Genomic DNA, 19,038 nt, shown 5'->3' with positions numbered 1-19,038 from the left:
ATGGCTAAATTATTAAATAACACGAGTTTAACGGTGGAACAAAAGCAATTTTTTAATGAAACAATGGACTTTCTTTCCACTAGCGGAGTAGATGGGAAACCACAAATTGGTCCTAAGGGATCATTAAGGGTTTTAGATGATGAACATTTAGTTTATCTAGAATATACTTACGGGCAAGCTTTTGAAAACATCAAAGCTAATCCCCAAGTAGCAGTTGCTGGATGGGATCCCAAGAATCATTTATCATTCCGGGTTAACGGGATAGCTGAGCTCCACAAAGATGATGACCTTGCTGATCAGATATTAGCTGATAGTCAACATCTGGAAGCGACGGTAGTTGTAATTAAAATTGATGAAATTTATGCTTTAGCATAGAAATTAAGCGTATATTAAAAGGGCTCCCCATCAATTTAGGGGAGCCTTTTAATGTAGATTATTGTAATTTCGCTAAACCGTTAGTGGCAACTTCTTTTAAGGCCTTGGCTGAATCGGCCATGGCTTTTTGTTCCCGCTCGTTTAATGGGACTTCAATAACCCGAGCGACCCCAGAAGCGTTAATAACTGCCGGCGTTCCAATGTAAATATCTTCTAAACCGTATTCACCATTCATAGGTGCGCCAACTGGGAGGACCGCATTTTGATCCCGTAAGATTGCCCGTGAGATCCGCATTAAGCAGGTTGCAACCCCGTAGTAAGTGGCACCCTTAGTGTTGATAATTTCATATGCTTTATGACGAACATCATCTTCAATTTGAAGTAATTCTTCGTCAGTAACTCCAGCTTCTTGTGCCATTTCTAATAAGGGCTTACCACCAATGGTAGCACTAGAGTAGGCAGCGAATTCCGTATCACCATGTTCAGCCATCATATTTGCCATCACATCTGGTGAAGCAACGCCAAATTTCTTAGCTAGGGCAACCCGGAGGCGAGCGGAGTCAAGCGATGTCCCTGAGCCAACAACCTTGTTCTTTGGGAAACCAGAGAACTTTTGAACAGCGTAGGTTAAAATGTCCACTGGGTTAGCGGCGACTAAGAAGATTCCGTCAAAACCACTGGCCATGATTGGCTCAACCACGGACTTCATGATTTTTAGGTTTTTATCAACTAATTCAATCCGTGTTTCGCCCGGCTTTTGAGGGACCCCGGCGGTAATGACTACTAAATCAGCATCGCCACAAGTGTCATAATCAGCATCGTAAACTAATTTAGGCGAAGTGAAAGGTGTTGCATCTTCCAAATCGAGAGCATCCCCGTGAATGCGGTCTTTATTGATATCGATAATCGCAAATTCTTCAGCGAGTCCTTGTTGAACCATTGCAAAAGCATAACTGGAACCAACCGCGCCATCACCGATTAAAACAACTTTTTGATGATTTTTAGACATAAGTAAAAACTCCTTTTCTGATAATGCTTACTTACAAATTAATTCTACTATAAAGATCAGGTCCTTGTCATTTTAGGTTCGCCAATCTAGTCTGGATCAGCTAGTGACTTGCCACTTTGAGTTTGCTTAAACCAGGTAAAGGCTTGCTCGATAGTTTGATATTCTTCCAAACTTAATTCGAGGTCTAAGGCTTTAGCGTTAGCGGCTACCTGATCAGGACGCTTAGCACCAGGAATTACGACGCTGATAAACGGATTTTGAATGTGCCAAGCCAGCACGGTTTGCGCCACAGTGGCTCCATGTTTGTCAGCAATCGACCGGATTTGATCAACAGCGGCTAAAGCCTTGGTGAAACGTGGCTCTTTAAAGTCGGCAATCTGACTGCGAATATCGTCTGCTGGGAATTCAGTTAAGTGGTCGTATTTACCAGTAAGGAGACCTGAAGCTAATGGAAAATATGGCACAAAGGAAATCTGATTTTCATGAAGATATTCGAGCATGCCATCAGCCAGGTGATCCTGATGGAGCAGACTAAATTCGTCTTCAACCACATCAACATAACCATCAGCATTTGCTTCTTTAATTTGGTCAAGGCTAAAATTCGAGATCCCGATGGTGCGAATCTTCCCTTGCTCACGTAATCGTTGTAAGGCACCAACTGCTTCGGCCTTTGGCGTATCGTGATCCGGAAAATGGAGATAATAGATATCGATATAATCTGTGCCTAACCGTTGCAGGCTCTGATCAACTTGTTGACTAATGAATTTGGGATCATTATTGATTACTTCTTCCCCCGTCGAGAAATCGTGGGCGCCTTTCGTAGCAATTGTCAATTCATGACGATCATAATTTTTAATGGCCTGACCGACTAATTCTTCCGAGTGACCTAATCCATAAACATAGGCTGTGTCGAGCAATCTGATGCCGTGATCAATGCCGGCTTGGACTAACTTGATTCCATCCTCGTCTTTTAAATTTGGAAAAAGGTTGTAACCACCAACGGCATTGGTTCCCAATCCCAATGGAGTTGTGGTGACATCAGTCTTTCCGATTGTAACAGATTTTGTCATAAGCTCCTCCTTTTGTTGATAGCGCTTCCATAGTTTTATTGTAGCATATTCAAACTTCTTCTTGGTAGAGTCCTAGAAAGCTCACCTAGCAAAATTTTTTGATAAAATCATTGCCCTAAAGTCAACTTTAGGGGTTAAGATATAGACATAGATAATTTTTAATTTATATGGAGGAAAATTATGAAAGCTGCAGTATTTGAAAAAGCTGGTCAAATGGTAGTTGATGAAGTGGCTAAGCCAACCATCCAAGCCAGTGATGATGTAGTTATCCGCGTCGTTCGTGGATGTGTGTGTGGATCTGACTTGTGGTCATACAAAGAAGGTGACGAGAAGGAAGCGCACTCGGCCAATTCTGGTCATGAGGCAATGGGAATTGTAGAAGAAGTGGGTCCTGATGTTACTTTAGTTAAACCCGGTGACTTTGTCATTGCCCCATTTACTCATGGATGTGGACATTGTGCCGCCTGTTTAGCTGGTTATGATGGGACTTGTGAAAATCACCCGGTTCCAACTAACTGGAGTAATGGTTACCAAGCCCAATATATTCGTTTCCAATACGCTAACTGGGCTTTAATCAAGGTTCCTGGTCAACCGGAAGATTACTCGGAAGGGATGTTAAAGTCCTTATTGACTCTTTCTGATGTCATGGCAACTGGATACCATGCTGCACGGTCAGCAAATGTTCAAAAAGGGACAAAGTTGTCGTAATTGGTGACGGGGCAGTTGGCCAATGTGCCGTGATCGCGGCTAAGATGCGTGGAGCTTCCCGGATTGTTTTGATGAGTCGGCACGCTGACCGTCAACAAATGGCCCTTGAATCTGGAGCCACTGATATTGTTGAAGAACGTGGCGAAGAAGGGGTTGCCAAGGTTCGTGAACTCCTTGGCGGTGGCGCTGATGCCGCCCTTGAATGTGTTGGGAAGGAACAATCACTCGAACAAGCCTTGGGTGTAATCCACAATGGTGGTCGCGTTGGTTTTGTTGGGGTTCCTCACTTTGCTAAGTATGACTTAGGACAAGCCTTTGTTACGAACACGGCGATTGCCGGTGGGACAGCTAGTGTAACCACTTATGACCGTGAAGTTCTGTTGAAGGCCGTCTTAGATGGAGAAATCAATCCAGGAAAGGTATTCACGAATACTTATACTTTGGATGAAATTGATCAAGCATATCAAGATATGGCAAATCGGAAGACGATTAAGTCTTACCTTGTAATGGAATAATCTACCGAAAAAGTTGCGACAAAAATTTGTGGCAACTTTTTTTATTTTGTCCTTGACCTGGAACGCGTTTCATAAATTATCCTATGGATGAAATCAAATGAAAGCAGGTGTTCAGGATGACAATCAAGCATATTTTTACCGATTTAGATGGAACCTTATTAAATTCTGATGGTCGGTTAACTGACGAGAATGCTCAGCTAATTAAGCAGAGTCGATTGCCAGTGACCATGGTATCAGCCCGCTCTCCTCGCGAAATGTTAGCCCCGCTCCGGCAACTCGCTCTGACCGGCCCTCAAATTGCCTTCAATGGTGGTTTGATTTATCAGATACAGCAAGGAGAACTTAAAGTTTTAGATACCCATCCGATGAATTTAGTGACGGGACGCCAAATTCTTTCATATATGTCAATTTATTTCCCATCGATTAGTACCACCTATTATGATGAGCGAGCTTGGTATGCGGATCATGAAGATTACGGCACAGAAATTGAAAGTCAAGTTACTGGGGAAGCGCCCGTTATTATGAATGCCGGTCAATTTTTAGCAAATCCGGCTAGTCATTTAATGAAGATTATGATTATGACCCATAATTCAGCCGAACGTGAGGTTATTAATCAATCCTTAACGCAATTGCATTTGCAGGATGTTAATATTAAGGCTTCTGGTGAACAGTATCTTGAAATCACAAGTCGGCAAGCCTTAAAATCAATAGGGATAAATTATATAGCAAAAAGTCTCAAATTAAATAAAGCTGAAATGGTGGCTTTTGGTGATGGTCAAAATGATTTGCCAATGTTCCAACAAGTTGGTTTAGCAGTCGCGATGGAAAATGCCGCCACAGAAGTGAAGGCCCAGGCGAACTTGATTACTAAGACCAATGATCTAAATGGGGTTGGTTGGGGACTAAATTATTTAATCTCATAAAAGGAGCTACTTATGGTCACAATGCGTGATATTGCTCGCGAGAGTGGATATTCTTTATCGACTGTTTCGCGGGTGGTCAACCAAGAAAAATACGTTTCCGATGAAGTCCGTGCGAAGGTTCAAGCAGTCATTGATGCCCATGACTATGCGACTAATCGAATTGCTCAGGACCTCAGCCATGGTGAGAATCGGGTTGTCGGGGTGGTTTTGCCAGATAATCGCCATCCCTATTTTGAAGAAATCTTACGAGGCATTACGGATCGAGCTTTTGAAAGTGACCATCGGATTGTCCTATTACCTTCACGTTATGATAAAGATAAAGAAGCGGAATTTTTAGAGGGCTTGCGACATAAAGAATACTCCTCCTTGATTTTTACATCGCATCGGTTGCCACTTACAGACTTTTTAAAATATCAAAAGTATGGTCCAATCGTTTGCTTGGAACACACAAACCTACCAATTTCGAGTGTTTATAGTGAACGAATTGCGGCCGCTAAAGATGCTTTTCGATGGTTAAAAGCCCAGGGACCCACCTCAATCGCTTTGCTCTTTTCACGTGCTGCCAGCGTTAGTGCCACTAATCGTCAAACCCAGTTAGCCTTTGAAAAGGTGTTTGGATATTCTTTGCCAGACCAGGATATCTATACCGGCATGTACACCTTTGATGACGGATATCATATCGCTCCACAGTTAGTAAAACGTCAGTACCAGGCGGTCTTTGCTAACAGTGACGATATTGCTAGTGGGATTTATCAATACTATCGTGTCCATCAGCTCACACAACCAATCATGATTGGACAAGAACAGCAGACTTCAGGGCAGTTATTATCGCTCTCAACCATTAACCATAATCTCTTTGAAATTGGCCAACGCGCCTTTGAACTAGCTGAAAGTACGGAAGTTCGACAAGTTCCGGTTCCGGCCGCCTTTGTTTTAAGAAACTCTTCAGAGATGTAACAAATTTTCGGATTTGTTGCATTTTTTTAATTTCCCCTAAATTCAGGAAAAATGATTAACAGATACTTAAATTAACGGTAAGATTAATTATTATAAGGTTATTAGAAATGACTCATTAAAGATTGGGGGAAAATACGATGGCGGGGAAGACCTACGGACTAATCTACATGTCACCAATTGATATCCGACTTGATATTGTCAATCTGAAGAAACAAACCGTGATTGATCGAGTTAATTCCGTTCCATTTGTGTCGGTTGGCAATTATCAAGCCGAAATGCCACAGATTATTGAAACCCTAATGGGCTTTAAACAATTAATGGCTGATTATGGAGTAGCTGATTATCACTTTTGGTGGCACTACCAAACGGTAGATCCCATTACGGCAGGCTATATTTGCGATCAAATTAAGATTCGGACGGATTTAGATGTCGATTTGCTAAATTTGGGGCAAGTCACTTATTTAAAGAATAGTGCCGTTTTAGCAAGTTTGAAACAAGGCGACTTACAATTAACGACTGATTATGTCTATCAACTAACATTAAGTCCCCAGGGGATTGTGATTTCCGAGTTTTACCGTCATGAGTTTATACAAAGCTGGACGATCAGCTTAAATCTAAATGAATTTAAGTTAATTAGCGATTCCATGTCGCATTCATCTCTCAACCCGATTGAAATCATGATTGACTATACGAGGAGTAAATTAGAATATTTACGCAAAGAATTAGTGCATTCAGACTTAGCCACTTTGATTATTCAGGATGCCTGGATTTTAAATCGTCATTTCTTGGCACCGGGTGAAGAATTTAAATTACTCTCCAGAGATGAGCTTAAACAGTGTTTTACCGATGCAACTCAGCAATCAGATCAGTATTTAATGCAACATTATGGCTTTGAAGAAGAACAGGGCGCGCGCTTTTTATTCGGGATGATTGTGATCCAACGAGTCTTTCATTACATTGCACCGCGTGAAACATACTTGACTAACCGCTCGATTGGTCATGGTTTAGTGCTGAATGAAGCCTCTCAGGCTGGCTACTTAAAGGATAATTACGCGGAGGTAATTTTGACGGCCGCCAAAAATATTGCGGAGCGGTATCAAGTTGACCTTCATCATGCCAATCAAGTTCATCGGTTTGCCAAACATTTATTTGAACAATTAAAGAAGTTGCATCGGCTCGATAAAAAAGAAGAATTATTGCTAGAAGTTGCTTGTTATACCGATGACATCGGTACCTTCATTAATCAATCAGGACACTATGACCACTCGGCATATATCCTACAAGCTAACCCGATCATTGGCTTATCAGACGAAGAAAATAAAATTATTGCCGAGATTTCACGCTATCATAGCTCGGAGTCTCCGGAAACCGGTCAAGCCCATTATCGACACCTTGATAATGACATTCAAATGATTGTGGCTAAATTAGCTTCCATTTTGCGACTGGCCGATGCCCTGGATGATTCCCGGCGGCAAAAGATTGATAAAATTTCTCTGTCCCTTAAAGAAGGGGAATTAATTGTGACCGTTTCTTCGAATCAAAATCTAGCATTGGAACGGTGGTCCTTTGATCTAAAGGCAAGTCTATTCAAAGAGGTCTTTGGCGTGAAACCGGTATTTAAACAAAGAAGGGTGAAACAAGCATGACCAAAAATTTTGCTAAAACCGAATATTTTAAAAATCGTGAATTAAGCTGGATTGATTTTAATGGTCGGGTCCTGCAAGAAGCCCGCGATAAAATGAATCCCTTGTTGGAAAGAGTTAACTTCTTAGGCATTACGCAAAGTAATGTGGATGAATTTTTTATGGTTCGGGTCGCCTCACTAACCAAAATGGAGGCAGCCAAGGTTGAATCAACTGATGCGAGTGGGATGACTCCCCAAGCCCAAATTATTGCTATTAACGAAGCGGAACACCAAGCGGTCCGCCAACGTTATTCAACTTATAACAAGCAATTAATCCCGGCACTTGCGGATGCCAATATTCATTTGTTATCAGCAGACCAATTGACGGATGGTCAAGCTGAATTCATTGAGCGTTACTTTAATGATGAAATTTATCCAATTTTGACCCCGATGGCGGATGATTCTTCGCGGCCGTTCCCTTTTATTAGTAATAACTCCCTGAATTTAGGAGTGCTCTTAAAGGATGAAGCAGGTAATAACGATTATGCTACCTTGCGGGTGCCGACTGGGGTAGTTAATCGATTGGTTAAATTGCCGGAAGCTGAGAATGATTTTATTTTGCTAGAAGAAATCATTAAGCCTTTCTTAGGACGTCTGTTCACCGGTTACACCATTAAAAAAGTGATGGCGTATCGGCTGATCCGTGATATGGATTTAGATGTGGCTGAACGGGATGCCTCAGATCTTTTGATGGCGGTTCAAGATCAACTGAAAGAACGGGAACGGGGCCATGTGGTTCGTCTTGAAATCGATGGCAAGATGACGGATAAACTTTGTCGACGGTTAGTAAAGAAGATTCACGTGGATGAACGGGCGATATACGAGGTCAACGGGCCAATCGATTTAACTTTTCTCAAGAAGTTACCATCCCGAATCAGTGAACACGACGATTTAAAGTATCAACCATTCCAAAGTTATCAAGAACCAGCCTTAGACAAAGATCACGATATTTTTGCGGCCATGCGTCAACAAGATTATTTGATGCAGCACCCTTATGATACTTTTGACAGTGTCGTTAACTTTATTCATCAAGCGGCGACTGATGAGCAGGTTTTAGCCATTAAGATGACGCTATACCGGGTTTCAAAGCAATCGCCGATTATTCGGGATTTAGGGCTGGCGGCGCAACGTGGTAAACAAGTGACGGTTTTAGTCGAGGTTAAGGCCCGCTTTGATGAAGATAATAATGTTCATTGGGCTCAACAACTGGAAAAGATGGGCTGCCATGTTATTTATGGTTTGGTTGGTTTAAAGACTCACTCAAAAATTGCCCTGGTTATTCGGCGGGACGAAGATGGAATTCGGCGTTACTTGCACTTGGGAACCGGTAATTATAATGATTCCACGGCCCGTTTCTATACTGATATGGGTTTGCTAACTTGTAATCGTGACATGGGGATGGATGCTACGACGCTCTTTAATATGTTATCGGGCTATTCTCAGCACCAATACTTGCATAAGATACATCAATCGCCAAAGTTAATTCGTCAATTTATTAACCAAAAAATTGATGAAGAAATCGCCGCGGCTCAGGCTGGTAATAAAGCGCTAATCAAGATGAAGATGAATTCTTTGTCAGATAAACATATTATTGAAAAGCTCTATGAAGCTAGTGCGGCGGGTGTGAAGATTCATCTGCTCATTCGGGGGATTTGTTGTTTAAGAACCGACTTACCAGGCGTTAGTGACAATATTAAGGTTCATTCGATTGTCGGTCGGTTCTTGGAACACAGCCGGATTTATTACTTCTATAACAATGGAAATGAAGATGTATATTTGTCCAGTGCTGATATGATGACCCGGAATTTAAACCGGCGAGTGGAACTATTATTCCCCGTCTTGCAAACTGATTTACACGATCGTGTTTTACGAATTTTTGATATTTTATGGCGGGATAATGTTAAGACACGGGTTTTGCATGATGATCAGTTTGAACGCGTTAATCGGCGGAATCAGGATCCATTAGATGCCCAACAATATTTTGTTAATGAAGCGGAACAAAAAGTTCAAGCTTTAAAAGCTAGTGAGCAGGATAAGTCATCAAGTGAATTTCAACCCTTAACTAAGCATCCTGATGATTTGTCGTTAGATAGTGAGGAATAAATAACCATGATCAATTTTGTTGTGATCGATTTAGGCTCTAATTCGGTTCGAATGCGGATCAATGAGTTAATGGAGAATGGCTCATTTTTGTTAACGCATCAAGTTAAAGAATACGTCCGTTTATCGGAAAATATGGGACCCGATAAAGTCTTGCAAAAAGAACCGATGGAACGGACGATTAAGGCCTTGCAGGAATTTAAAGAAATTTATGATCAGTTACCCAATCCGCAAGTACATGCCATTGCGACGGCCGCTGTTCGCCAAGCAAAGAACCAAAAGCATTTTTTGAAGCGCGTAAAAGAAGCAGTGGACTTAGAGTTTGATGTGATCTCTGGCGATCAAGAGGCCTATCTTGATTACCTCGGCGTTACGCGGACCCTGCCGGTTAATGATTGTATCATCATGGATACGGGTGGGGCTTCGACCGAATTAGTTTACGTTGAGGGGGGAAAAATGAAAGACCGGATCTCAATTCCGCTGGGGTCAGTTTTAATTTCCCAACGATTTGGGTTAGATGATGAAATTTCGGCGGTCAGTCTTTTTAAAGCCATGACCTTTGTAGAACAGGCCTTAGCTAAAATTGATTGGCTCCAAGAGGCTCACGGGAAACAACTCATTGGCCTGGGAGGGAGTAATCGGACCCTCGCCAAGATTATGCGACGCCAGTTGGCTCTTGATCCTGATGATCTTCCGGATATTCATGGGATGCATGTACCGAGTGCGCATGTTTATGAACTTATGGAATCTGTCATTCAAATGAACCGGACTCAACGTGAAAAGACCCCAGGTTTAGCGAAGGTTCGGGCTGACGTAATCGTAGGCGGTTGGATGCCAATCATCCTAGTGATGCGGATGCTGGATATTCAAGAAGTCGTCTTTTCTAATCATGGTTTACGTGAAGGGGTCCTCTATGATTATTTAGATCATCAGGCTTAACCACGGGGGTGAGTAAATGCCAGTAAGTTTTCGGCGGGCCATGACCGCAGATTTACCAATCATAACTACGATTTACAACCAAGCGATTCGGCGCGGCGGGATTACCGATGATGATCAAGAAGCTACCGTCGACGATCGTCAACCCTGGTTTGACGCTTTTACGGACCATTTTCCTTTATGGGTGATTTTAGATCGTCATAGAGTGATTGGCTTTGTAGGCTTGGAAGAATTCTTTCCTCATCCGAATTTTGATCAAAGTGCGCAAGTTTGTCTTTACCTTGATAATTCTGTTCAAGGACAAGGAATTGGTTCAACGGCCTTAGCATATGTTGACCAAATGGCGGAGCGGTTAAAGATCAAAACAATTGTCGCTTACATTTATGCAGAAAATTTGCCCAGTCAAAAGTTGTTTGCTAAAGTGAACTACAAATATCAGGGGGATTTACCTCAGATTGCGCATGTTCGTGGCGAATGGGCAACCATTAAAACTTACGTGAAAAACTATGAATAGCAGGTGATATGATGTTAAAAGTTGGAATTATTGGCGCTACTGGTCAGGCTGGATCGGAATTAACCAAGGCGGCCCAAGCTAGTGGTCAAATCGAAGTTACCGCTTTGGTTCGAAATGGCGAAAAAGCAAAAACAATGCTAGGTGATCAAGTTAAGGTGCTCGAAAAAGATGCCTTTGCGCTCACAAAAGCAGACTTAGCTGACTTTGATGTTATCGTGGACGCTTTTGCGACCGCGCCAGACCAATCTTATTTACAAGTTGATTTGGCGGCGAAGTTAGTCAGTTTTTTCCGTGATACTACTAGCCCACGTTTAGTATTTATCTTGGGTGCCGGAAGTTTACAGACCGGTGACGATCACCATTTGTTTGTGGATGATATTGCGAAAACTCATGGTGCTAACGAATGGATTGCGATCCCACAAAACCAGTTAGCGGAATTAGAATTTTTGCAAAACGTTAAAAATGTTAACTGGGTTGGGGTGTCGCCAGGGGCGGAATTTAAGGTCGGTCCTAAGGCAACAGCGGTTAAGTATGGTCATGATGAATTATTGTTTAATGACCAGGGAGAATCTTTTACGACCTACGCGACGATGGGCGAAGTTCTTACCAAGGAAATTATAGAGCCACAATATCACCAGGAACGATTTACGGTGATTAATCAATAATTTTTCTTGACATTAAAATTAGATTAGAATACAATTAACGAAATTAAAACGAAAGGACGATTACGTAATGACATTAAAAACTTGGCATAACTGGCATAGTTAAGTAAGTGTACATTTAGGTGTAGGCTTACTTTTGATTTGGTTTAAATCAATTGATCGGGCCTATGCCGGCGTAATCATTCATTAGTAATGAGTTGGGTGGCGTAGCTGTCACTCAGCTCTTTTTATTTACCTGGAGATGGCCCATGGACAAGCAAATAGGAAACGAGGTAAATAAAATGACTAATGCTGTAGAAAAAAATATGTTTTATGGTGAATTCGGGGGCCAATATGTGCCTGATAACATTAAGGTGGCGCTTGATGAAGTCGCGAAGGCGTATCAGGCGGCCAAAGAGGACCTGAGTTTTTTAACCGAATTACGGGCTTTATTGAAGGATTATTCCGGCCGGGCAACGCCCCTTTATTATGCAGAAGCCTTTACGAAAACCTTAGGTGGCGCCAAGATTTATCTTAAACGAGAAGACTTGAATCATTTGGGAGCTCACAAGCTTAATAATGTCTTGGGACAGATTTTATTGGCGAAACGAATGGGTAAAACACGGATTATTGCTGAAACCGGCGCTGGTCAACATGGGGTGGCGACGGCCGCCGCAGCCGCACGGTTTGGTATGGAGTGTGAAGTTTACATGGGGGCGGTTGATTGTGAGCGCCAAAAGCTAAATGTATTCCGGATGAATTTATTGGGGGCCAAGGTTAATTCTGTTAAAGCTGGAACAGGCACCTTAAAAGATGCTGTCACAGCGGCCTTTGCTGATTTTGCGCAAAATCTAGAAAATACTTTTTATATTGTTGGTTCGGCAGTCGGTCCGTATCCTTATCCACAAATGGTGCGAGATTTCCAAAGTGTAATTGGTAAAGAAGCGCGAGCGCAAATTTTAGAGAAAGAAGGACGGCTTCCCGATGCGGTTGTAGCTTGCGTTGGGGGTGGATCCAATGCCATTGGTTCATTTTCGGCCTTTTTGCAAGATCAGGATGTGCGTTTAATCGGGGCTGAAGGAGCGGGGAAGGGGGTTGATACTCCTGAAAATGCGGCGACGATGACCAATGGGCGCGTTGGTGTTAGTGATGGGATGAAGTCTTATGTCCTAATGGATGATCAAGATCAAGTTTTACCGGCTTATTCTATTTCCGCGGGCCTTGATTATCCAGGGGTTGGACCGAAACATGCCTATCTTAAAGATGCTCAACGGGCAGAATATTATCCAATTACCGACCAGGAAGCGATTGAAGCTTTCCAACTCTTATCTAAAACGGAAGGGATTATTCCAGCCCTAGAAAGTTCACATGCCCTCGCCCAGGCAATAAAATTGGCACCTACCATGGATTCGGATCAAATCATGATTGTAACCGTGTCAGGGCGTGGGGATAAGGACGTTAATCAAGTTGCTGATTATTTAGGGGTTGAATTATAGGAATCAAGAAATGTATTTAGGGGTGAAAAGAGACAGTTAAGGTTTCTTTTCACCCTCTTTTGAGTGTCCAAAGATGGCTAAATTTCTTATAATATAGTTATAAGAAAATGAGGGGGCAACACTTATGACGACGATCTCTGGAAAGAAACGCTTGCTTCAAATTATCTCGGTCCTTAAAAAGTATTCTTTCATCAGTAATTTTTATCGGCAGACGAACCCAGACCAAATACGTCAGGCCTTAGAGGAGTTAGGACCAACTTTTATTAAGTTAGGACAGATTTTGTCGACCCGGCCCGATTTGGTATCTCCAGCACTGATCAATGAATTACAACAGTTACAAGATAAAGTTAAAGCAGACGATTATGAGGTCATTGCTCAAATTTACGAGGAGCAAACCGGTCAAACAATTGCAGAAAATTTTGCTAGTTTTGAAGAAACGGCTTTTGCATCAGCTTCCATTGGCCAATGTCACCATGCCACTTTATTAGATGGCACGCCGGTCGTGGTTAAAATCCAACACCCTGACGTATCGACCTTGGTGCAAGTGGATCTAAATCTTTTCCGCCGGGCCGTTAAGATGCTGAAATACGTGCCCAATGATGGCAAATCGGTAGTGGATTTACCACAGGTGTTTGATCAACTGAGTACTTCTTTAATGAATGAGATTGATACCCTTCATGAAGTGAAAAATGGGGAACGCTTTTACGATCTCAATAATGGGCAAGGAGTTTTCGTAGTTCCCCAAGTCTATCCTAATGAATCAAGTACCAAGGTGTTAGTAGATCAGGCCATGACAGGCGATAGTATTAAGCAGCTCTTTGCGAGCGAGGAGCATCCCTTATCAACGGATGAACAGGCTCGAAATACCGCTATTGGACACCAATTGGTGGAAAATTTTATTAAACAGGTTTTTACCGATCACTTTTTTCATGCTGATCCCCATCCGGGAAATATCTTATATCGACCAGTTACCTCATCCGATCAACCAAATGTCTCGATTGATACGAAAACCAAAACATTTAACCATCTGGAATTTGAGTATCAAAAGGCGAGTGAGTTGCCACCGTTTCGTTTAATTTATTTAGATTTCGGGATGATGGGGACCTTATCCAATGAATTGGCGGATGGGATTGCCAATATTATTATTGCACTAGTCCAAAAGGATATCTATAAAGTTAGTCAAGCCGTCTTGGCGGTTTGCAATCGGACGGGGCAGGTTGATGAACAACAATTTAACCAACAATTTGGTATCTTTATTCGACCATATTTAAATCAAGGGTTGGGTGATATTGACTTTGGCACGATGGTTTTTGAGATCACGCGGCTTTGTCAAACGAATCATTTACAGATGAAACCAGAAGTTACCATGCTAATGAAGGCTTTTGCGACCCTGGAAGGCACAGTAGCCAAGTTGGATCCCACCATTTCGATGATGGCTGTAGCGCGCCCCTTCGCTAAAAAATATTTAAAAGAGCATTTTAATTGGCGAGAAAGCTTGGGGGATGCCTCTTTAGCCATGTATAGTTCATTAGAGTCCTTATCGAAACTGCCAAATCAGGTCAATCGTTTAATGACCATTTTGGCTAGTGGGGAGCAACAATTTAACTTCCATTATCAGGGACAAGATAAAGTATTAAAGTCCTTACACAAAATGGTCAATCAATTAGCCACGGTGATTGTGATTGCCGCAGTAATTATGGGATCTTCAATTATGGTGGTTGGGAGTTCTGATCACCCCTTTATCCATGATTTTGGAATTTGGGCATATGTGATCGCAATTTTTATCGTTGTAATCATGATGATTTCCTGGTTATGGAAGAGTTGGCGGAAGTAGATTACCAATAATTTTAATTAAAAATTTGTAAATGTTGGTCTCCTAATTAGATCCCTTCTAAAGAAAGCGTTATAATAGATATATCGAAGGAGGGAGATATCATGAAATATCCACAAACTAAAGAAGTTTTAAACCAATTAGTTGCTGATTTAAGTCAATTATCAATGGTTGTTCATCAGACCCACTGGTACATGCGGGGGACGAACTTCTTGAAGCTACACCCATTGATGGATGAGTGGCAAGAAGATTTGGATGCCCAATTAGATGTGATTTCAGAACGGTTAATTGCTTTAGATGGTTCTCCATACTCGACCTTAACCGAAATGGCGGATCATACTAAGATTCCTGATGAACCAGGAACTTGGGACAAGTCAACGCCAGAACGTTTTGAAATTTTTTCCAAGGATTACCGTTATTTAGCAGATCTTTACCAAAAGGGAATTGAAGTCAGTGACGACGAAAAGGACTTCAGTACGCAAGATATCTTCATTGGTTTTAAGACGGAAACAGAAAAGCGACTTTGGATGATTCAAGCCGAACTTGGCAAGGCACCGGAACGTGATGCTTAAAATATAATTTTTCAATCTCCTTGGGACTTCCTGAGGAGATTTTATTTTTAAGTCAAAAAAGCGAACAATTATTCATTAAACTTAGCTTTCTGGTAAAATGAAAGAAATACTTTAAGGAGCGGGACTAATGGCAAAATTACGGCAGCTTAAGGCTAAGCGAATTGTAATTAAGGTGGGAACTAGCACCTTAATTACTTCGAACGGGAAGGTCAATTTACGCGCTATTGATCAGTTAAGTTTTGTTATCTCGGGGCTAGTTTCCCAAGGCAAACAAGTAGTTTTGGTTACTTCAGGTGCGATTGGAGTTGCCATGAATGAGGTCGGCCTTGAACAACGCCCCAAAGCGATTCCATCGCAACAGGCTTTGGCAGCTATTGGACAGAGCCGATTGATCACCATGTATTTGGAGCGTTTTACAACCTATGGTCAAAACATTAGTCAAATTCTCCTAACTTATGATGTCTTAAAAGACCCGGAAACCCGACAAAATGCCTTAAATTCCATTGAGCAACTTTTGGAATGGGGGATTGTCCCAATTGTCAATGAAAACGATACGGTTTCTGTTGACGAAATGGATCATCAAACAACCTTCGGGGATAATGATCAACTTTCCGCCAAAGTGGCTGACTTAATTAATGCAGATTTGCTGATTGTTTTATCAGACATTGATGGTTTGTATGATGATAATCCACATACTAATCCTGACGCCAAGATGATGGAAGAAGTTCATGAAATTACTGCAGCAATCTGGGAAGTTGCAGGTGGAAAGGGCTCCAAATACGGCACAGGTGGAATGCAAACGAAATTGCTTGCGGCTCAACAAATGTTAGAAAATGGTAAAGCGATGGTGTTAATCAATGGTCAAGATCCCAGTCAGATTTTTGATGTAATCGCCGGGATCCCAGTGGGAACACTCTTTCAGAAAGGATGATCATATGAATTTAGAAACGATGGGTGAAAAGGCCCAAGTAGCAAGTCGCAAATTAGCCCAATTAACGACGGAAGAAAAGAATCAGGCCCTAAGATCAATGGCCCAAGCCCTAGAAGATCATACTGAAAACATCATTGCGGCGAATCAACGGGATTTGGAAGCAGCAGTTGGGCTTAAGGCGAGTTTTGTAGATCGGTTGACCCTTGATCGTGCTCGAATTGTGGGGATGGCCGATGGCTTACGACAACTCGCTCGGTTAGCTGATCCGATCGGGGATGTTGTGGATGCTTGGACGACGCCGACGGGATTAGAGATTGCTAAACGGCGGGTTCCCTTAGGGGTAATCGGCATGATTTTTGAAGCGCGGCCTAATGTATCGGTTGATGCGAGTGGCTTGTGTTTTAAATCGGGGAATGCCGTGATTTTGCGTGGTGGTAAAGAAGCTTTACAAACTAATCAGATGTTAGTGAAGGTTCTAAGGCGAGTCCTGGCAGATCATGGTCTGGATCCGAATGCCGTCCAGTTAATTGAGGATACGAGTCATGAAGTAGCCAATCAATTTATGCAGTTAACGGAGTATTTAGATGTCCTGATTCCGCGTGGCTCAGCCCGGCTGATTAATGCGGTAGCCCAACAAGCAACGGTACCAGTGATCAAAACGGGGGCGGGGAACTGTCATATTTATGTAGATGATGACGCTGATTTGGCGATGACCATTAATGTGGTTGTGAATGCTAAAGTGCAACGACCGTCAGTATGTAATGCTGCTGAAAAATTATTGATCAATTCAGCGGTCGCAAGCGAATACCTGCCAGCCATCGCCCAGGCCTTGATAGATCAAAAAGTAGAATTACGGGGTGATAAACGCGCTCAAGCAATTCTTGGTGATCAGATTAATCCGGCTACCAGTGAAGATTGGGATACGGAATATAATGATTACATCATGGCCATTAAAGTGGTTGATACTTTAGATGAGGCTATTAGCCACATTAATCAGCATAATACCCAACATTCTGAGGCAATCATCACCAATAACTATGCCCATAGTCAGCGCTTCTTAGCAGAGGTGGATGCAGCAGCTGTTTATGTTAATGCTTCAACCCGCTTTACTGATGGTAGCGAATTTGGCTTTGGTGCCGAAATTGGAATTTCAACGCAAAAATTACATGCCCGAGGACCAATGGGATTGAAGGAATTAACGACGACGAAGTACGTAATTCGTGGTAACGGACAAGTGAGGAAATAAGGAGATTAAGATGACAAAAGTTGCAGTAGTGGGGACCGGTAGTATGGGAAGCGCCATCTTAGAAGGATTGGCTAAAACCAAGCAGGTAGATTTGGTGGCCGCTAATCATCCCAATCCACGGGCTAAGCAGTTAGCTGATCAATTAAAGATCAAATTATATGAGCGTAACCAAGATTTAATTGCAGAACAACCTGATGTGGTGATTTTAACGGTACCTGTCCCCGTGACCTTAGATGTAGCCAAAGAATTGGCAGGCTTAACGGCCGGAACGGTTGTGATGTCGGCGTCTGTTGGGGTAACAGCTAGTGAGTTACAAGCCATCCTTCCACAGGCAGGGGTGGTACCTTTTGTACCCAATACACCAGTGGCAATTAATGCTGGCACCATTGGCGTAGCCTTCAATGATCAATTAAGTGCTGACCAGCGTCAATTAGCTAACCAGGTACTGGCTCTGTTGGGCGACGTTATTTCAGTACCAGAAGAACGGATGGATATTGTTGGTACGGTGGGCGGCTGTGGCCCGGCATTTGTTGATGTGATGATAGATGCGATGAGTGATGCGGCAGTCGCTAAGGGCCTTGATCGAGCAACGGCTTACCAATTAATCGCAAGTATGGTTAAAGGATCGGGGGCTTTAGCAAGTCAGAGTGACTTAACCCCGAGCCAACTACGTGATCAAGTCACGTCACCGGCTGGAACAACGATTCGTGGCGTGATGGCATTGGAAGCTAATGGTTTCCGCCATGCCGTGATTGAAGCTATTAATAAATCAGCTGAATAGAATGGTAGGAAAAATAATGGGGATTGAGCGAAATTTAATTTCTTATCTTTTAAAACATAGAAAAATACTTATTTTTGGTATTATTACTTGTTTAGGCGTTGTAATTCGGTTGTGCTTATTTAAATTTAGATCAGGAGACTACGATATATATTTATCTACCTGGTATGAGCAAATTAGAGAGCTTGGCGGTATTAAGGCCCTACACTTTCAAGTTGGTGATTATGGTGTGCCATATCAGCTAATAATAGATCTGTTTACTTACATTCCAATTAACAACTTGTATTTGTATAAAGCTCTTTCTAGTTTGTTTGATTTTATTTTAGCGTTCTATGGTGCATTATTATGTAAACAGTTCAATAAGAAAATTGATTTCAATGTAATATATGGAATTATATTAATGATTCCTACAGTGATATTAAATTCGGCATTGTGGGCTCAATGTGATTCGATATATTGTAGTTTTGTTTGCATATCATTATATTATTTGATGAAAAATAAGCCATTACCGTCATTTATTTTCTTGGGTATTGCTTTTTCATTTAAACTACAGACAATTTTTATTTTTCCAGCTTATATCTTATTTTATTTGATAAAGAAAAATATAAGCTGTGTTCATTTTTTGATTATATTAGTATCAATGTATGTAATGAATATACCAGGTTTTATAGCTGGCAGAGATCTTTTAACGCCTATAAAAGTATATATGAATCAAACAAATGAATATAAGCAATACGGATTAAATTTTAATT

Annotated in this window: 16 protein-coding genes and 2 pseudogenes; 16 read left to right on the top strand and 2 right to left on the bottom strand. The window is 41.9% G+C overall.

What is annotated here, in order from left to right; genetic code table 11:
* Positions 1-375, top strand: a complete 375-nt coding sequence (locus PS3_RS03725) for a pyridoxamine 5'-phosphate oxidase family protein (protein WP_040468037.1) — start codon at positions 1-3, stop codon at positions 373-375.
* 58 nt (positions 376-433) lie between these two features.
* Here the strand turns inward: PS3_RS03725 and PS3_RS03720 are convergent, their stop codons facing one another.
* Both PS3_RS03720 and PS3_RS03715 read right to left on the bottom strand, forming a co-directional pair.
* The gene (locus PS3_RS03720; RefSeq protein ID WP_007122109.1) at positions 434-1,384 is read right to left on the bottom strand and encodes an L-lactate dehydrogenase; all 951 of its coding nucleotides are present in this window, start codon (positions 1,382-1,384) and stop codon (positions 434-436) included.
* 86 nt (positions 1,385-1,470) lie between these two features.
* Positions 1,471-2,454 carry an aldo/keto reductase gene (locus PS3_RS03715; RefSeq protein ID WP_007122108.1) on the bottom strand — a complete coding sequence of 328 codons (984 nt, stop codon included), beginning with the start codon at positions 2,452-2,454 and terminating at the stop codon, positions 1,471-1,473.
* 180 nt (positions 2,455-2,634) lie between these two features.
* Between PS3_RS03715 and PS3_RS03710 the strand changes: the two are divergent.
* The 15 genes and pseudogenes from PS3_RS03710 to PS3_RS03640 form a co-directional block, all read left to right on the top strand.
* Positions 2,635-3,677 (top strand): annotated as a pseudogene (locus PS3_RS03710) (zinc-binding dehydrogenase).
* Between the two features lie 116 nt (positions 3,678-3,793).
* Positions 3,794-4,600: a Cof-type HAD-IIB family hydrolase gene (locus PS3_RS03705; RefSeq protein ID WP_040468036.1), complete on the top strand. Its 807-nt coding sequence runs from the start codon at positions 3,794-3,796 to the stop codon at positions 4,598-4,600.
* A gap of 12 nt (positions 4,601-4,612) precedes the next feature.
* On the top strand, positions 4,613-5,557 hold the full coding sequence (locus PS3_RS03700) for a LacI family DNA-binding transcriptional regulator (RefSeq protein ID WP_040468035.1): 945 nt from the start codon (positions 4,613-4,615) through the stop codon (positions 5,555-5,557).
* Between the two features lie 137 nt (positions 5,558-5,694).
* On the top strand, positions 5,695-7,203 hold the full coding sequence (locus tag PS3_RS03695; RefSeq protein WP_040468034.1) for a hypothetical protein: 1,509 nt from the start codon (positions 5,695-5,697) through the stop codon (positions 7,201-7,203).
* Positions 7,200-9,344 carry an RNA degradosome polyphosphate kinase gene (locus PS3_RS03690; RefSeq protein ID WP_007122106.1) on the top strand — a complete coding sequence of 715 codons (2,145 nt, stop codon included), beginning with the start codon at positions 7,200-7,202 and terminating at the stop codon, positions 9,342-9,344. The genes PS3_RS03695 and PS3_RS03690 overlap by 4 nt, the downstream gene beginning before the upstream one ends.
* Positions 9,345-9,350: 6 nt before the next feature.
* Entirely contained in the window at positions 9,351-10,280 is a 930-nt protein-coding gene (locus PS3_RS03685) for a Ppx/GppA family phosphatase (RefSeq protein ID WP_007122105.1), read from the top strand.
* 16 nt (positions 10,281-10,296) lie between these two features.
* Positions 10,297-10,791, top strand: coding sequence for a GNAT family N-acetyltransferase (locus tag PS3_RS03680; RefSeq protein WP_040468033.1), 495 nt, complete (start codon positions 10,297-10,299; stop codon positions 10,789-10,791).
* An 8-nt stretch (positions 10,792-10,799) separates the two neighbouring features.
* On the top strand, positions 10,800-11,456 hold the full coding sequence (locus tag PS3_RS03675) for an NAD(P)-dependent oxidoreductase (protein ID WP_007122104.1): 657 nt from the start codon (positions 10,800-10,802) through the stop codon (positions 11,454-11,456).
* 278 nt (positions 11,457-11,734) lie between these two features.
* The gene (trpB, locus tag PS3_RS03670; protein WP_040468032.1) at positions 11,735-12,928 is read left to right on the top strand and encodes a tryptophan synthase subunit beta; all 1,194 of its coding nucleotides are present in this window, start codon (positions 11,735-11,737) and stop codon (positions 12,926-12,928) included.
* Between the two features lie 124 nt (positions 12,929-13,052).
* Entirely contained in the window at positions 13,053-14,762 is a 1,710-nt protein-coding gene (locus PS3_RS03665) for an ABC1 kinase family protein (RefSeq protein WP_007122103.1), read from the top strand.
* Between the two features lie 101 nt (positions 14,763-14,863).
* Entirely contained in the window at positions 14,864-15,331 is a 468-nt protein-coding gene (locus PS3_RS03660; RefSeq protein WP_007122102.1) for a Dps family protein, read from the top strand.
* 127 nt (positions 15,332-15,458) lie between these two features.
* The gene (gene proB, locus PS3_RS03655; protein WP_007122101.1) at positions 15,459-16,262 is read left to right on the top strand and encodes a glutamate 5-kinase; all 804 of its coding nucleotides are present in this window, start codon (positions 15,459-15,461) and stop codon (positions 16,260-16,262) included.
* Between the two features lie 4 nt (positions 16,263-16,266).
* The gene (locus PS3_RS03650) at positions 16,267-17,508 is read left to right on the top strand and encodes a glutamate-5-semialdehyde dehydrogenase (protein ID WP_007122100.1); all 1,242 of its coding nucleotides are present in this window, start codon (positions 16,267-16,269) and stop codon (positions 17,506-17,508) included.
* A gap of 10 nt (positions 17,509-17,518) precedes the next feature.
* The gene (gene proC / locus PS3_RS03645; RefSeq protein ID WP_007122099.1) at positions 17,519-18,289 is read left to right on the top strand and encodes a pyrroline-5-carboxylate reductase; all 771 of its coding nucleotides are present in this window, start codon (positions 17,519-17,521) and stop codon (positions 18,287-18,289) included.
* Between the two features lie 16 nt (positions 18,290-18,305).
* A pseudogene (locus PS3_RS03640) lies at positions 18,306-19,038 on the top strand (hypothetical protein); the annotation flags it as partial.

This window comes from Limosilactobacillus gastricus PS3 (genome assembly GCF_000247775.1).
GTDB classification, from domain to species: Bacteria; Bacillota; Bacilli; order Lactobacillales; family Lactobacillaceae; genus Limosilactobacillus; species Limosilactobacillus gastricus_A.
This window is presented reverse-complemented; position numbering and strand designations above follow the sequence as displayed.